The 15,907-nt window shown below is 69.0% G+C and carries 13 protein-coding genes; 11 read left to right on the plus strand and 2 right to left on the minus strand.

Translation table 11 applies throughout. The annotated features are described in order from the left end of the window. Positions 1–25 precede the first annotated feature (25 nt). From cobN to LPA45_RS17710, 11 genes are all read left to right on the plus strand, one after another. Positions 26–4,042, plus strand: coding sequence for a cobaltochelatase subunit CobN (gene cobN / locus LPA45_RS17660; RefSeq protein ID WP_367394696.1), 4,017 nt, complete (start codon positions 26–28; stop codon positions 4,040–4,042). Between the two features lie 38 nt (positions 4,043–4,080). After that, complete coding sequence (locus LPA45_RS17665; RefSeq protein ID WP_116320082.1) at positions 4,081–4,590, plus strand: MotA/TolQ/ExbB proton channel family protein; 510 nt, start codon at positions 4,081–4,083, stop codon at positions 4,588–4,590. Then, entirely contained in the window at positions 4,587–4,946 is a 360-nt protein-coding gene (locus LPA45_RS17670) for a DUF2149 domain-containing protein (RefSeq protein WP_317922980.1), read from the plus strand. Before LPA45_RS17665 ends, LPA45_RS17670 begins: the two co-directional genes overlap by 4 nt. A gap of 42 nt (positions 4,947–4,988) precedes the next feature. Further along, the gene (locus LPA45_RS17675; RefSeq protein WP_367395034.1) at positions 4,989–5,798 is read left to right on the plus strand and encodes a ChaN family lipoprotein; all 810 of its coding nucleotides are present in this window, start codon (positions 4,989–4,991) and stop codon (positions 5,796–5,798) included. Between the two features lie 364 nt (positions 5,799–6,162). After that, a complete protein-coding gene (locus tag LPA45_RS17680) occupies positions 6,163–7,131 on the plus strand; it encodes a tripartite tricarboxylate transporter substrate binding protein (RefSeq protein ID WP_029046453.1) in 969 nt (322 codons plus the stop codon). Between the two features lie 262 nt (positions 7,132–7,393). Further along, positions 7,394–7,867: a tripartite tricarboxylate transporter TctB family protein gene (locus LPA45_RS17685; protein ID WP_116320084.1), complete on the plus strand. Its 474-nt coding sequence runs from the start codon at positions 7,394–7,396 to the stop codon at positions 7,865–7,867. 28 nt (positions 7,868–7,895) lie between these two features. Beyond that, complete coding sequence (locus tag LPA45_RS17690) at positions 7,896–9,410, plus strand: tripartite tricarboxylate transporter permease (protein WP_116320085.1); 1,515 nt, start codon at positions 7,896–7,898, stop codon at positions 9,408–9,410. A gap of 116 nt (positions 9,411–9,526) precedes the next feature. Further along, positions 9,527–10,585: an AbrB family transcriptional regulator gene (locus LPA45_RS17695; RefSeq protein ID WP_116320086.1), complete on the plus strand. Its 1,059-nt coding sequence runs from the start codon at positions 9,527–9,529 to the stop codon at positions 10,583–10,585. Positions 10,586–10,658: 73 nt separating this feature from the next. Continuing rightward, positions 10,659–11,081, plus strand: coding sequence for a PaaI family thioesterase (locus LPA45_RS17700; RefSeq protein WP_116320087.1), 423 nt, complete (start codon positions 10,659–10,661; stop codon positions 11,079–11,081). Continuing rightward, positions 11,081–12,001: a patatin-like phospholipase family protein gene (locus tag LPA45_RS17705; protein ID WP_367394697.1), complete on the plus strand. Its 921-nt coding sequence runs from the start codon at positions 11,081–11,083 to the stop codon at positions 11,999–12,001. Before LPA45_RS17700 ends, LPA45_RS17705 begins: the two co-directional genes overlap by 1 nt. Positions 12,002–12,067: 66 nt before the next feature. Then, positions 12,068–13,549: an NAD(P)/FAD-dependent oxidoreductase gene (locus tag LPA45_RS17710; RefSeq protein ID WP_317922984.1), complete on the plus strand. Its 1,482-nt coding sequence runs from the start codon at positions 12,068–12,070 to the stop codon at positions 13,547–13,549. Between the two features lie 80 nt (positions 13,550–13,629). On the opposite strand, the gene LPA45_RS17715 is transcribed toward LPA45_RS17710, so the two are convergent. Together LPA45_RS17715 and LPA45_RS17720 are read right to left on the minus strand one after the other, a co-directional pair. Further along, positions 13,630–15,096 (minus strand): sensor histidine kinase, encoded by a 1,467-nt coding sequence (locus LPA45_RS17715; protein WP_367394698.1) that lies wholly within the window; start codon positions 15,094–15,096, stop codon positions 13,630–13,632. Position 15,097: 1 nt separating this feature from the next. Further along, positions 15,098–15,772 carry a response regulator gene (locus LPA45_RS17720; RefSeq protein ID WP_063239986.1) on the minus strand — a complete coding sequence of 225 codons (675 nt, stop codon included), beginning with the start codon at positions 15,770–15,772 and terminating at the stop codon, positions 15,098–15,100. Between the last annotated feature and the right edge of the window lie 135 nt (positions 15,773–15,907).

A 15,907-nucleotide genomic window follows, 5' to 3' on the forward strand; every position in this document is an offset into this window, starting at 1 on the left:
CCACATCGGCTCAAGGAGGTATCGCATGTCCCCACAAAACATAACCGGTCGCTGCCTCTGGGCGCTGCTGTGCCTGCTGGTGTGGATGGGCGCGGCGCAGGCTGCCACGCCGCGCATCGCCATCCTGACCAGTTCGCCGGTGCCGGCCGGCAAGTTCGGCCCGCTGCGCGAGATGGCGCAGGCGCAGGGCATGACGCTCGATGCGCAGTACCTGGAGCGCATGGCGGCGCAGGACATCGCGCCGTTCATCAACAACGCAGACCTGCTGATCGTCGATGCGCCGCGCGACCACATCGTCACCGCGACGCTGCAACGCCTCGGACCTTTGTGGACCGAAGCGCGCGTACCGCGCGTACTGATCGCCACCGACCGCTACGAAGCACACGGCGTCGACGACAAGCTCGCGGTGCAACTGCATGCGTACTACGTCAACGGCGGCCGCGGCAACTTCGGCGCGATGATGCGCACGCTCGCGGCACAGCAGTTCCGCCTGCGCGGTGACGACGGCATTCCGGCACCCGTGGTGTTTCCCAAGGCCGCCTATTACCACCCGAAGCTGGCAGGCGTGATCACCACGTCGCCGCAGGACGCGCTGGCCGCATCGGGCAGCAGCGGTCCGGTGATCGGCATTGCCATCCACCAGGCCTATGTGTCCGGTCTCGACAGCGCCTTTATCGACGACCTGATTGGTCGCCTCGAAGCACGCCATGCGCGCGTGCTCACGTTTTACGGCCCGGTGATGGATGCCGACGGCATCACGCGCATGGCGATGCCCGGCGGCAAGCGCCTGGTCGATGTGCTGATCAACGGCCAGATCATGCTGAACCCGCACGGCCGCAAGGCCGAATTCGAGAAGCTCGACGTACCAGTGACGCAGGTCATGCCCTATCGCAGGGGAGATGCGCAGGCGTGGCAGGACGACCCGCACGGCATCAGCCTGACCGACACGCCGTTCTACCTGGTGCAGCCCGAACTGGCCGGCGTGATCGATCCCATCCTGGCCGCTGCCACGGCCAGGGGCGACGGCGCCATCGTCAGCCTGCCCGCGCAGCTCGATACGGTGGCCGACAAGGCGTTGGCACTGGCACGGCTGCGCCACCTGCCCAACGCCGACAAGCGCGTGGCGATCCTCTACTACAACTACCCGGCCGGCGAGAAGAACCTGTCGGCGTCGTTCCTGAACCTGCCCAGGAGCCTGGCCAGCACGCTCGCCGCGCTGCGCGCCGCGGGCTATACCACCGAGGCCGCAGACGAAGCGCGCTTGCAGCGCGACCTCGGCGCATTGCTCGCACCGTTCTATCGCAGCGGCAAGCTGGAGCCTTTGCTCGATGCCGGCCTCGCGGTGTGGATGCCGATGGCGCAATACCGCCGCTGGTACGACGCGCAGCCGGCAGCGTTCCGTGCGGCGGTGGCGCAGCGCTGGGGCAACCCCGAGCAATCGGCGATGGCGACCACGCACAACGGTGAGGCCGGCTTTGTGATCCCGCGCCTCCAGCTCGGCAACGTGGTGCTGATGCCGGTGCCGCCGCGCGGCGAACGCAATGAATCGGACGAGAAGGCGCTGTACCACTCCACCACCACGCCGCTGAACCACTTCTACATGGCGGCCTACCTGTGGGCGCGTACCGGAGATGGGGGTCGAGAGGCGCTGGTGCACTACGGCACGCATGGCACGCAGGAATGGACGCCGGGCAAGGAGCGCGGGCTGTCTGTCACCGACCAGCCCTACCTCGTGCTGGGCAGCGTGCCGGTGATCTATCCGTACATCGTCGACGACGTTGGTGAAGCGATCCAGGCCAAGCGTCGCGGCCGCGCGGCAATCGTAAGCCACCAGACGCCGCCGTTCCGGCCGGCGGGCCTGCATACCGACCTGGTATCGCTGCACGATCAGTTGCATGCGTACCTGCAGCAGGACGAAGGCGCGGTGAAGGACACCATCCGCCAGCAGATCCTGTCGCGCAGCGCGTCGATGCACCTGTACGAGGACATGGGCTGGACCGCCGCGCGTGCGCGCTCGGACTTCACTGGCTACCTGGATGCGCTGCATATCCACCTGCATGAACTTGGCGGGGCGCTGCAGCCTTATGGCCTGCACACGTTCGGGCAATCGCAGGACGACGGGCTGCGGCTTTATACGACCATGGCGATGCTCGGCAAGGACTGGCTCAGGCGCGTCTTCCCCGAGGAGCCCGAGGAGCTGTTCGCGGTCGACTACGCGCAACTTGCGCAGACGCCGCCTTATGCGATGGTGCGGCGCTACGTGGCCGAAGGCGCATCGCTCGATGAACTGGGCGACGCGCGCCAGCGCGAAGACATGCAGCGTGCGCGGCAGCTCTATGCCAGCCTCGATGCATCGCCGGAAAATGCCGGCTTGCTGACCGCGCTGGCCGGCCGCCACCTGCAATCGGGAACGGGCGGCGATCCGGTGCGCAATCCCGACACGCTGCCGACCGGCCGCAACCTGTACGGCTTCGATCCCTCCAGGGTGCCCAGCCGCGAAGCGTGGAAAGCGGGCCAGGCCGCCGCCGAGGCGATGATCGCCGACTGGCGCAAGCGCCATGGCCGCTATCCCGACAAGCTGGCGTTCTCGCTGTGGAGCGTGGAGACCATGCGCCACCAGGGCATGCTCGAAGCGCAGGCGATGGCGGTTCTGGGCGTGCGGCCGAAATGGGATGACGGTGGCCGCGTGGTTGGCGTCGAACCGATTCCCGCAGCTGAATTGGGACGCCCGCGCGTGGACGTGGTGCTGTCCGCGACCGGACTCTATCGCGACCACTTCCCTAACCTGATGAAGTGGCTGGCCGAGGCGGTGAAGCTCGCCGCTGCGCAGCCGGAGGCGGACAACGTCGTCGCCGCGAACACCCGCGCGGTGCGCGAACGGCTGGCGAAGCTGAACGTTCCCGCCGACAGCCTCGATGCGCTGGCGGTGACGCGCATCTTCGCCAGCGAATCGGGCAACTACGGCACCGGCCTGAACGATGCGGCGATGGCCACCGACACGTTTGGCAGCGGCCGCGAGGCCGACGCCAGGCTGGCCAGGCTGTACCTCGCGCGCATGCAGTACGCCTACGGTCCCGATGAGCAGCACTGGGGCGAGGCGCTGCCGCAGGTCAACCTCTATGCCGAGAACCTGAAAGGCGTCGACGGTGCGCTGCTGGCGCGCAGCTCCAACCTGTACGGCATGCTGACCACCGACGACCCGTTCCAGTACCTTGGTGGCATCGGGCTCGCCGTGCGGCACCTGACCGGCAAGGCGCCAGAGTTGCTGATCTCGAACCTGCGCGATGCCAGCAACGCGCGCACCGAGACCGCCGCGAGCTTCCTCGCCAGCGAGCTGCGCACGCGCTACTTCCATCCGGGCTGGATCGAGGGCATGAAGGCCGAGGGCTACAGCGGCGCGCTGAACGTTCTCGACACCGTCAACAACTTCTGGGGCTGGACCGCGGTCTCGCCCGAGATCGTGCGTGACGACCAGTGGACCGAGTTCGCCGAGGTCTATGTCAACGACAAGCACAAGCTCGGCCTGAACGAGTGGTTCGAGAAGAACGCGCCGCAGGCCCAGGCCCAGGTGATCGAACGCATGCTCGAAGCCGCGCGCAAGGGCTACTGGAAGGCCGACGACAGGCTGCTGAAGACGCTGGCGCAGCGCTACGAAGACCTGGCGCAGCGCCACGACATCGTCAGCAACAACCGCGCCTTCAACCAGTACCTGAAGCAGCAGGTGCCGGCGCAGACGCAGGCGCCGGGCTATGGCATGCGGCCGCCCGCTGCGGCGCCACGTCCTGCGCCCGCGGCAAGGCCTCCAAAGCCTGCCCCCGCGGCACCAACGCCAGAGCCGCCGCCCGCGCCCGCCCCGAACCAGCCACAGCCGGTGCACGGCATGCAGCTGGTCGAACGCAAGCCGCCCGCGGCCGAGATCGTGCCGGTGCTGTCGTGGCTGGCAGGCGGCATCGCGCTGGCGGCCGCCATCGCAGGGGGCGCGCTCAGCGCGCGGCGGCGCCAGGCCGATGCCGGCGGCAGCTGGCTGCCCGGACGGCGCTGAGGCACCGAAGATATCCATCGCATCCAAAGAGACGAGACATGACACCCACCCTGCTTGAAACCCTGATGTACGACGTCGGCCAGCTGTTCCTGATCCCGACGCTCGCGCTGATCGCGCTGCTGTTCCTGTACGCTTTCTGGGCGCTGGGCGAATTCGCGATGCAGGCCTGGCTGCGCGCGCGCCATCCCATTGCCAGCGGCCGCGGCTACGTGCTGGTGGCGTGGGCGCGGCGCAACAAGGTGGCCGATGCCGATGCGCTCGACGTCGCCGCGCACCGCTTGCTGGAGCGCCCGCGCATCGCCACGCGCGTGGCGCCGATGCTGGGGCTGGTGGCCACCATGATCCCGATGGGCCCGGCGCTGAAGGGCCTGTCCGGTGGCAACCTGGCCAATGTGGGCGAGAATCTCACCATCGCCTTCTCCGCGGTGATCCTGGCGCTGATCGCGGCCAGCATTACTTTCTGGGTGGTCAACGTGCGCCGCCGCTGGCTGGCCGAAGAACTGGTGTGGCTGGGCAAGTCCCACCCGCAATGGGAGGTCGACGCATGAAATTCCTGGAAGAAAGCGAAGCCGACGATCCGATCCTGTCGGTGGTGAACCTGATCGACGTGTTCCTGGTCGTGATCGCCGCGCTGCTGGTGGCGATCGCGCAGAACCCGGCGAATCCGTTCACGCATGACGACGTGACGGTTATCACCAACCCCGGCAAGCCGAACATGGAGATCGTGTCGCGCCAGGGAGAGAAAGTGGTGCGCTACCAGGCCAGCGGCCAGGTCGGCAGCGGCGACGGCATCAAGGCCGGCGTGGCGTACCGGATGAAGGACGGGTCGATGGTGTACGTGCCGGAGCAGCCCGCGCAGGCGGGCGGCGAACAGGCATCGGCGCCGGCGACCACAACCAGATAAAGGAACAATGGCGTGATCTCATTCCGCTTGTACGCGGCCGGCATGCTGGCTGCAAGCTTTGCCGTGCTGAGCGCCGGCTGTGCGACCTCGGGCCCTTCGCCAGCAGCAGTCAGCGCCACCTTTGCCGGCAAGCCCTACGTGCTGCTGGGCGAGGTCCACGACAACGCCGACGGCCAGCAGCAGCGGCTCGGCGCGATCACGCGCGCGGTCGAGCAAGGCTGGCGCCCGGCCATCGCCATGGAGCAGTTCGACCGGGAACGGCAGGCCGATATCGACCGCGCCCGCCGGGAGCGGCCCAGGGATGCCGATTACCTGATCGCGCAGGCCGGCGGCGGCGCCTGGCAGTGGCCGCTGTACCGGCCGGTGGTGGCGCTGGCGCTGCAGTACGACCTGCCGCTGGTCGCGGCCAACCTGTCGCGCGCGGATGCGGGCAAGATCGTGCGCGGCGGGCTGGACGGGCTGTTCCCGGCGGACGAGCGGCAGAAGCTTGGCCTGACCGGAGAGTTGCCGCCTGACCTGGTGGCGGCGCAGACCGCGGTGCTCGACCGCGGCCACTGCGGCAATTTCCCCAAGGCGATGCTGCCCGGCATGCTGGCCGCACAGGCGGCGCGCGACGCGGTGATGGCGCAGGCGTTGCGGCCCTACGCGCAGCGTGGGGCGGTGCTGATTGCCGGCAACGGGCATGTGCGGCGCGATGTCGGGGTGCCGCGCTGGCTTGCTGGCGAGGCCGGCAAGGTTGTCAGCGTGGGCTATGTGGAGAGCGCGCCGGCGGACGGCGAGTTCGACATGGCAGTGGTGGTGCCGGCGGTGGCGCGCAAGGATCCTTGCCTGCAGGCGAAGCCGGCGGGGTGAGCGCTGTTTGGCTGTTGCGGGGCCAGAGCCACCACGAAGTCCCGCCCCCCCACATGCCAATCCCACGCCATCCACGTAAACCCCGACCCCGTCCCGCCCCTTTTGACAGCCTTTTGACAGTTTCCCCCGCCTAGAATCCGCCCCATGGTCGCTAATCCCGGCCTGATGTTCACCAATAATCCAAGAACAGTCCCGGCCACGCCCCGCCGCGCCCGGACAGGAGACAACCCCGGCAGCGCCCCGCGCGCCGCCGGCAGGCCGTGTCCCCGTCCCCGGCAACGCTCAGGCTGCCGCCGGAACCCCGGGTCGGATCGCGGTCGCCAGTGACTGGCAAGCGATCACCGGTACAACCAAGGAGACCGCTATGCGCCGTTCGATTTCCCGTTTCGCCCATGCCGCGCTGGCATCGGCCGCCGTTGCCGCCACCGTCGTTGCCGCGCCCGCCTATGCGCTGGACAGCGTCAAGGTCATGATCGGCGCCAACCCCGGCGGCGGCTACGACCAGACCGGCCGCTCGCTGGGCGCCGCGATGATCGCCGCGGGCCAGGCCAAGACCGCTTCGTACGACAACAAGGGCGGCGCCGGCGGCACCATCGCGCTGACGCAGTTCGTCAACACCGACAAGGGCAACCCCAACGCCCTGATGGTGGTGGGTGCCGTGATGGTCGGCGCGATCGAGACCAACAAGCCGCCGGTCACGCTGAAGAACGCCACGCCGATCGCGCGCCTGTTCGCCGACACCATGGTCATCACCGTGCCGGCCAGCTCGCCGATCAAGTCGATCAAGGACCTGACCACGCAACTCAAGGCCAACCCGGGCAGCGTCAGCTGGGGCGGCGGCTCCAAGGGTTCGATCGACCATATCCTGGCCGGCCTGGTCGCCAAGGAAAGCGGCGTCGATCCCAAGAAGATCAACTACGTGCCGTTCCAGGGCGGCGGCGAAGCCTCGGCCTCGATCATGGGCGGCCACGTGACGGTGGGCATCGCCGGCGTGTCTGAGTTCCTGCCCTTCATCAAGAGCGGCAAGATGCGCGCGCTGGCGGTGACCTCCAAGGACCGCACCGCCGATATCCCGACGCTGAAGGAGCAAGGCGTCAACGTCGAGATCTACAACTGGCGCGGCGTGTATGGCGCGCCCGGCACCACGCCCGAGCAGCGCAAGGCCATGATCGACGCGGTGGTCAAGGCCACCGAGAGCAAGGCCTGGAAGGACACGCTGCAGAAGAACGACTGGACGCCGTTCCTGCTGACCGGCGACGAGTTCGGCAAGTTCGTCGACAGCGAATCGACCCGCCTGGGCGGCACGCTGCGCGAGCTGGGCGTCGCCAAGTAAAGCCCGCTGCCGCGCCAACCCGGCGCGGCCCGAAACACCCCGCATTTCCGCATCAGAACCGCTTTACCTGTCGTGCCTGCCAACACCGCCGGAGATCCCGGCGGCAGGAAAACGGCATGGGGCCCGGTGTCCACCTGCGATACCGAAGACAACAACCATATGTCGCCGGGCCCCATTGCCGCGCGGGCCTTGACGTCAGACGGCTAAGCCAGCGTCGCGGACGCCAGCCCCCCTTGCTGGCGACAAAGGCCAAGGAGTCTCCATGAAACCCTCGCACGTTGCCATCGGCGTTGCCGTCCTGGCGCTTTCGCTGTTTTTCTTTGTGGGCCTGTCGGGCATTACCGGCGAAGAGGGCTATGCCGGCCTGTCGCCGCGCTTCGTGCCCACGCTGGTGGCCGTCGGGCTGGCCGTGTGCGGCGCGCTGCTGACGTGGCAGGGCGTGCGCGGCGGCTTCCGCAACATGCCGGAGGAAGATGCCGAGCTGCCCAACGCGCCGCACAACTTCAAAGGCTTCCTGTGGGTGGCGGCCGGCCTGGTGCTGAACATGGCACTGATCGGCACGCTCGGCTTCGTGTTTTCTTCCACGCTGCTGATGGTGTGCGTGGCGCGCGGCTACGGCAGCCGCCGCATCGTGCGCGACGTGATCGTGGGCCTCTGCATCACGGTGCCGATGTGGGCGCTGTTTGAATTCCTGCTCGGCATCAACCTGCCGCTGCTCCCCATCGCCGGCTTCTGAGCCCGCCCGTCCAGCAAGGAGTCTTCGAATGGAAACCCTGAACATGCTGATGCACGGCTTTGCCGTCGCGATCACGCCGATCAACCTGATGTGGGCCCTGGTGGGCTGCTTCCTCGGCACCGCCATCGGCGTGCTGCCCGGCATCGGCCCCGCGCTGACGGTGGCGATGCTGCTGCCGCTGACCGCCAAGGTCGAACCCACTGCTGCGCTGATCATGTTCGCCGGCATCTACTACGGCGCGATGTACGGCGGCTCGACCACGTCGATCCTGATGAACACGCCGGGCGAGTCTTCCACCATGGTCACGGCCATGGAAGGCAACCTGATGGCCAAGAACGGCCGCGCCGGCCCGGCGCTGGCGACCGCGGCAATTGGCTCGTTCGTGGCGGGCACCATCGCCACCGTGATGCTGTCGCTGTTCGCGCCGGTGGCTGCCGACGTGGCGCTGCAGTTCGGCCCGGGCGAATACTTCATGATCATGCTGCTGGCCTTCACCACGGTTTCCGCGGTGCTGGGCTCGTCGCTGCTGCGCGGCATGACGGCGCTGTTCCTGGGCCTGGGCATCGGCCTGATCGGCATGGATTCGCTGTCGGGCCAGACGCGCTACTCGATGAACGTGCAGGAGTTGTACGACGGCATCGACATCGTGGTGGTTGCCGTCGGCCTGTTCGCCGTGGGCGAGGCGCTGTTCAATGCGTTCTTCCCGCAACCGGACGGCACTTTCAACAAGCTCGGCTCGGTCCACATGAACAAGTCGGACTGGAAGCGTTCGTTGCCGGCGTGGCTGCGCGGCACCTTCATCGGCTTCCCGTTCGGCCTGATCCCCGCCGGCGGCGCCGAGATCCCGACCTTCCTGTCGTACGCGACCGAGAAGAAGCTGTCGGACCACAAGGAAGAGTTCGGCAAGGTCGGCGCGATCGAAGGCGTGGCCGGCCCGGAAGCCGCCAACAACTCGGCCGTGACCGCGACGCTGGCTCCGCTGCTGACGCTGGGCATCCCCACCTCGAACACCACCGCGATCCTGCTGGCCGCGTTCCAGAACTACAACCTGCAGCCGGGCCCGATGCTGTTCCAGACCTCGGGCGACCTGGTGTGGGGCCTGCTGGCGTCGCTGTATATCGGCAACGTCATGCTGCTGGTGCTGAACCTGCCGGCGATCGGCCTGTGGGTGCGCATGCTGCGCGTGCCGACGCCGCTGCTGTACGGCGGCATCCTGATCTTCGCCGGCCTGGGCGCGTACGGCATCCGCCAGTCGTGGTTCGACCTGCTGCTGCTGTTCGTGGTCGGCCTGCTCGGCATGGTGATGCGCCGCTTCGACTTCCCGACCGCGCCGGTGATCGTCGGCATGATCCTGGGGCCAATGGCGGAGAAGCAGCTGCGCAACGCGCTGTCGATCGGCCAGGGCGACTGGACCCTGTTCGTGCGCCAGCCGATCTCGGCCACCATCCTGGCTCTGACGGTGGCGGTGGTGGTGATCCCGCGCCTGCTGCGCTGGCATGCCGCGCGCGGCTCGGCACACGCGCAGGCTGACAACGCGGCGTGATGCGCGTTAGCATGCGCTAGTGTCTCCGGGGCCCGGCGCCATGGCGTGCGGGCCCTTTGCATTTCCACCCTTGGAAAACAACAAGCGCCGGCGCCCCCGCGCCAGGCCGCTGACCGATGAGTCTTGCCGCCAACCGCTGGCTGTCCGCGGTGCCCACGCTGGCACTCGGGCTGGCCGCCGCCCTGCTCTGTACTGTCCTGCATACGCCGTTGCCCTGGATGATCGGACCGCTGCTGGCCGTCGCCACGGCGCGCATGTGGGGCGCCGACCTGCGCGCGCCGTCGCAGGCGCGCAATGCCGGACAGTGGGTGATCGGCGCGTCGCTCGGCCTGTATTTCACGCCGGACGTGGTGGCGCGGCTGGTGGAGTTCCTCCCCTATATCGTTGCCGGCTCGCTGTTCGCACTGGCGATGGGCGCGGGCGGCGCGCTGATGCTGCGCCGGACCACCGGCGTCGCGTTCAAGACCGCCTACTTTTCCACAGCCATCGGCGGCGCTTCCGAGATGGCCAACCTTGCCGAGCGCAATGGCGCACGCATCGACCAGGTCGCGGCGGCGCATTCGCTGCGCGTGCTGATGGTGGTGGTGACGGTGCCGGCGATCTTCCAGTACGGCGGCATCCATGGGCTCGACACGTATATCCCCGGCCCGCGCGTGGTCAGCGCGCCGGGCCTGCTCGCGCTGGTGGCGATCACGCTGAGCGTGGCGCTGCTGGTCAGGCGCCTGAACATGCCCAACCCGTTCGTGATCGGCACGCTGCTGGCGGCAGCGGTGCTGACGGCATCGGGCATCGAGCTGTCGGCGATCCCGACCTGGATGAGCCGTGCCGGCCAGCTGCTGATCGGCGTGTCGCTGGGCGTGCGCTTCTCGCGTGAGTTCCTGCACACCGCGCCGCGCTTCCTGTCGGGTGTGGCGCTGTACACCGTGCTGGCGCTGGTGGTGTCGGCGCTGTTCGGCTGGGCGCTGTCGGCGCTGTCGGGCGCCCACCCGGCCACGATGATCCTGGCCACCACGCCCGGCGGCATTGCCGAGATGTGCATCACCGCCAAGGTACTGGAGCTGGGCGTGCCACTGGTGACGGCCTTCCATGTGATCCGGATGGCCTTCGTGGTGCTTGCCACCGGCCCCCTGTATCATTGCCTGAAGCATCGCGTCGCGCCGGGGGAGACAGCGTAAGGTCGGCCACGGGTCCGCCACGGGCCGGCCACGGGCGCGGCTAAGGAACATGGATACAAGAACGAGGACCGCCATGTCTGAAGCATCACCGCAACTTGCCCTTGCCGACATCGACGCCACGCTGGAGCGCGTGCTGGCGCCGTGGGTGCGCCAGCTCGGTCTGCGTGCCGAAGCCGTCGATGCAAAAGGCGTAACGCTGCGCCTGCCTTTCAACGAATCATTTCGCCACGCGGGTGGCGTGGTGTGTGGCCAGGTGCTGATGTCGGCGGCCGACACCGCCATGATCGTCGCGGTCGCGAGTGCGCTCGGCGGCTTCCGTCCGATGACCACGGTCTCGCTTACCACCAACTTCATGCGTCCCGTGATCGACGGCGACGTGCTGGTGCGCGCCAACGTGCTGCGCCTGGGCAAGACCGTGGTGTTCGGCGAGATCGAGCTGACCGGCACCGACGGCAAGCTGGCGGTGCAGGCCACCACCACCTACGCGCTGCTCTGATGCTGGTGAGCGCGGGCGCCAATCCCGCCAACCCCTTCGACCAGGTCGTCTTTGCCGGCGGCGGCAACCGCTGCTGGTGGCAGGCGGGCTGGTGGGACACGGTCGCGCCCGAGCTGCAGCTGCGGCCGCGCGTGATCGCGGCCATCTCCGCCGGCGCGGCTACCGCGTGCATGGTCTATGCGCATGATTCGCACCAGACCATGGATTACTACCGCGAGGTGCTGTCCAGGAACCGCCGCAATGCCTACTGGGGCAACCTGCTGCGCAACGAGCGCGTGTTCCCCCACTACGGCATCTACCGCACCGCCCTGCTGACGATCTTTGCCGACGGCCGCCTGGCGCACCTGCAGCAGGCGCCCGAGATCCGCATCGGGGTGGCGCACATCCCGCGCTGGAGCGGCCCGCGCCTGGCGGTGGCGGCGGGGCTGCTCGCCTACAACATCGACAAGCATGTGCTCAAGACGCTGCACCCGCGGCTGGGGCGCAAGCTGGGCTTCCGGCCGGAGTTCGTGCGCGCGCAGGACTGCGCCTCGCCCGAGCAGCTGGCCGACCTGCTGCTGCAGTCGGCGTCGACGCCGCCCTTCACACCCGTGCTGCGCCGCCAGGGCCGGCCGGTGCTGGACGGCGGGCTTGTGGATAACGTCCCGGTCGATGCGCTCGACGCCGCGCCGGGCAATGTGCTGGTGCTGGTGACGCGGCTCTATCCGCGCCCGCGCCGGTTTGTGCTGGAACACGTTCTCGAACAAGGCGGCCAGCGCCGCCTGTACCTGCAGCCCTCGGAACGCGTGCCGATCTCGAGCTGGGACTACACCCGGCCCGATGCCATGACGCACGCCTACGAACTCGGCCGCCGCGACGGGGAAACTTTCCTGCGCGAGTGGCCGTCGATCCTGAATACCGAACTGCGGCCGGCCGCCTAGCTTCGCGGCGAGGCACCGGCCTGATCGATTGTCGATGCGGCCCGCGGGCCGCGACAGGAGGCATGGATGACCGAGCGCAAGACAACCCCCACCGCAACGCAGGGGACCAACGAACCGCGGCGTGCCCGCCAGGTCAGCGCGGCGCCGCCCGTGGAGCGCGTCCCGCGCGCCCGCGGCCAGGGCGGCAAGCGCCGCAACGGCAAGGCGCGCGACGCCGACCTGGTGGTGATCGGCGGCGGCTCCGGCGGCGTGGCCTGCGCGCGGCGCGCGGCGGCGCACGGGGCCCGCGTGATCCTGGTCGAGCGCGATGCCATCGGCGGCACCTGCGTCAACCGCGGCTGCGTACCCAAGAAGATGCTGTCGTATGGCGCCTCGTGGGCGGCGATCCTGTCGGGCTGCCTGTCGCACACCGGCGGGCACGAGGACTGGCGCGACTCCATCGTGCGCGTCAATGCCGAAGTGGCGCGGCTGAACGCGGGCTACACCCAGCGCCTGCATGAATCCGGCGTGGAAATCCTGCGTGGCGACGCGCGCGTTACCGCGCCCGATGAAGTCCGCGTCGGCGATGAAACCATCCACGCGCGCCGCATCCTGATCGCCACCGGCGCGCGCCCGCGCACGCTGGACGTGCCCGGCGGCGAGCTGGCCGCCAGCTCCGACGATGTCTTTACCTGGCAGACGGTGCCCGCCTCGGTCGCCGTGATCGGCGGCGGCTATATCGGCGTGGAGCAGGCATCGATCCTGTCGCGCTACGGCGTCAAGGTCGACCTGATCGTTTCCGGCGACCGGCTGCTGCGCCACTTCGACCATGACATCGGCGCTGCGCTGGCCGATGCGCTGACGGCACGCGGCGTGCGCGTGCACCTGAACGCCGAAGTCAACCTGTTGAGCCAGGCCAACGGCGCGGTGGAAGTCTGCTACCGCCCCACCGACCGCCCCGGCCAGACCGAGGCCGTACGCGCGCAGGCCGCGCTGGCGGCGATCGGGCGCATCTCCAATGTGCAGGGGCTGGGGCTGGAAGAACTCGGCGTGGCGTTTGGCGACAAGGGCGGCATCCATGTCGACAAGCAGTACCGCAGCAGCGTGCGCAAGGTCTACGCGATCGGCGATGCCACTGACGGCTTGCAGCTGACGCCGGTGGCGACGGCACAGGGCCGCTGGCTGGCCGACCGGCTCTATGGCCGGCGCGGCGAGCGCGCGGACTTCGATTTCGTGCCCACCGCGGTATTCTCCGAACCTGCCATCGGCGCGGTGGGCATGACCGAGGCGCAGGCGATCGCCGATGCCGGCAAGCCCGAGCGCATCCGCACCGTGGTCAAGCGCTTTGTCTCGCTGGAAAACCGCTTCGGCGGCACGCAGCACCAGAGCGTGTTCAAGCTGGTGCTGAACGCGCGCAGCGGACGCGTGCTTGGGGCCCACCTGATGGACAACGCCGCGCCGGAGATCGTGCAGGCGCTGGCGGTGGCGCTGCGCCTGGGCGTGCGTGAGTCGCATCTGCAGACCACGGTGCAGCTGCATCCGACGGTGGCGGAGGAGCTGTTCAGCTAGCTGCTTGCCGCCGGCTTGCTCCCCTCTCCCGCTTGCGGGAGAGGGAGACCACAGGCGGTCGCGATGCGTTCTTGGCCGGGTTATTCGCCGACAGGCAGCTTCAGCACCGCCCGCACCCCGGCGCCCTGCAGCCCTTCGCCCAGCTCCACCGTGCCGCCGAAGCGCGACGCCATTTCGCGCGAGATCGCCAGCCCGAGCCCCGAGCCCGGCTCGGCGTTGCCCACGCGGCGGTAGAAGCGCGCAAAGACCTTTTCGCGCTCCTCGGCCGGGATGCCCGGCCCGTCGTCTTCCACGATCAGGCAGGCCGCTTCGTCGTTGCGCCTTGCCGACAGGGTGATCCGGCTGCCGCGTGGCGAGTACTGGATCGCGTTGTGCACCAGGTTCGCCAGCGCCTCGCGCAGCAGCGCGGGATCGGCGCGCACCGGCAGCTTCAGCCCAGGCACCGGCTCCCAGCCGAAGTCCTGCTGCTTGCCGCGCGCCAGCGGCAGGTAGTCCAGCGCCACCTGCTCGGCCACGGCGACGGCGTCGATGATGTCGATGGCATCGGCTTCCTGAGCGTTCTCGCCGTGGTGCTGGCGTACCCGCGCCAGCGCCAGCAACTGGTTGGTCAGGCGCGCGGCCTGCTCCAGCTGCGTGACGATGCCGCCCACGGCCTCGCCTGCGGCGCGGCGCGCGGTTTCCGGATCGGGATCGCGCAACTGGCGCTGGGCGTATTCGGCCTGCGTCTTCAGGATCGCCAGGGGCGTGCGCAACTGGTGCGCGGCATCGGCAATGAACTGCGCCTGCGACTGCGCCATCGCCGCCGAGCGCGACACGTGCAGGTTGACCGCGTCGACCAGCGGCCGCACCTCGGACGGCACGCGCTCGAAAGCCAGCGGCGCGAGGTCGTCGGGCGAGCGCGCCTCCACGTCGTCGCGCACGCGCCTGAGCGGGCGCAGCACGTAAGTGACGCCGCCCACCAGGATGGCAGCGCTCAGCAGGATCAGCAGCAGGTCGCGCGCCAGCGCGCTGCGCCATACCGTGGCGATCAGCGCGCTGCGCGGCTCGGCGGTCTCGGCGACCTGGATGATCACGCGCATGCGCGCATCGGGCCGGTACACGGGGCGCGCCATCACGCCAATGCGCACCGCCTCGCCCAGGTACTCGGTATCGTAGAAACGCGGCTGGTTGTTGACGAGGTTGCCGGCGGGCAGCGGCAGGTCGTCATAGCCGGTAATGGTTTCCACCTTGCCGGCGCGTTCCAGCGACACGCGGTAGTACACATGGGTCTGCGCCGCGCTCTCGAACATTTCCATGGCGGCGTCGGGCAGCGTGAGCTGGATGCTCTCGCCGGCCATGCCGATGGCGTTGTCGATGGTGCGGATCGAGCCGTACAGCGAGCGGTCGTAAGCGCGGTTGGCGGCATCGCGCAGCGTGCCGTAGGTAAGCCAGGTGTCGATCGCCATCATCGCCGCCAGCGCCGGCACCAGCAGCAACAGCAGCTGGCGGCGCAGGCTGCCGCGCCGCCACAGCAGTATGGGATGGCGCGGCCCGAGGCGAAGGCGCATGTCAGCGGCCGGCCTCGGGCTCCAGCAGGTAGCCGAAGCCGCGCAGCGTGACGATGGTGACACCGTGTCCGGCCAGCTTCTTGCGCAGCCGGTAGACCAGCACTTCGATGGCGTCCGGCGAGACGTCGGCATCGAGCGAGAACACCTTGTCGAGCAACTGCGCCTTGGTCAGCGGCTGGCCGCTGCGCGCCAGCAGCGCGCCTAGGAGCGTCGATTCGCGCGGCGTCAGCGCCAGCGGCTGGCCATCGAGCGTAAAGCTGCGGGTCTCGCCGTCGAACACCAGCGTGCCGCACTGCAGGCGCGGGTGCGCGCGGCCGCGGCTGCGGCGGATCAGCGCCAGCAGGCGCGCTTCCAGCTCGGCGATGGCGAAGGGCTTGGGCAGGTAGTCGTCGGCGCCGAGGTTGAGGCCGCGCACGCGCTCGTCGAGCGTGTCCTGCGCGGTCAGGATCAGTACGGGGGTGCGGTCGTCGCGCCCGCGCATCGACTTGAGCACCGCCAGCCCGTCCTTGCCGGGCAGGCGCAGGTCGAGCACGACCGCGTCGTATTCCTCCGCCTGCAGCCGTGCCTCGGCCTGCAGGCCGTCGGCGACGTGTTCGATCACGAAGCCGCCCTGCTCCAGTGCGCGGGCGACCCAGCGTGCCAGTTCGACTTCATCCTCTACCAGCAGGATGCGCATGCCGGTCCTCCTCCTCTGCCCGTTCTTGATGGCGGCCCCGGCGCTATGGCGCGCCTGCCGCGGGCGCCTATAATAACCCCGCCCCGCCTGTCCCGGCGTGCCCGCTGCAGGGCCGCCTTCCAGTTCCCGACCACC

The sequence above is a fragment of the Cupriavidus sp. Agwp_2 genome (genome assembly GCF_040784895.1).
In the GTDB taxonomy this organism is placed as follows: Bacteria; Pseudomonadota; Gammaproteobacteria; order Burkholderiales; family Burkholderiaceae; genus Cupriavidus.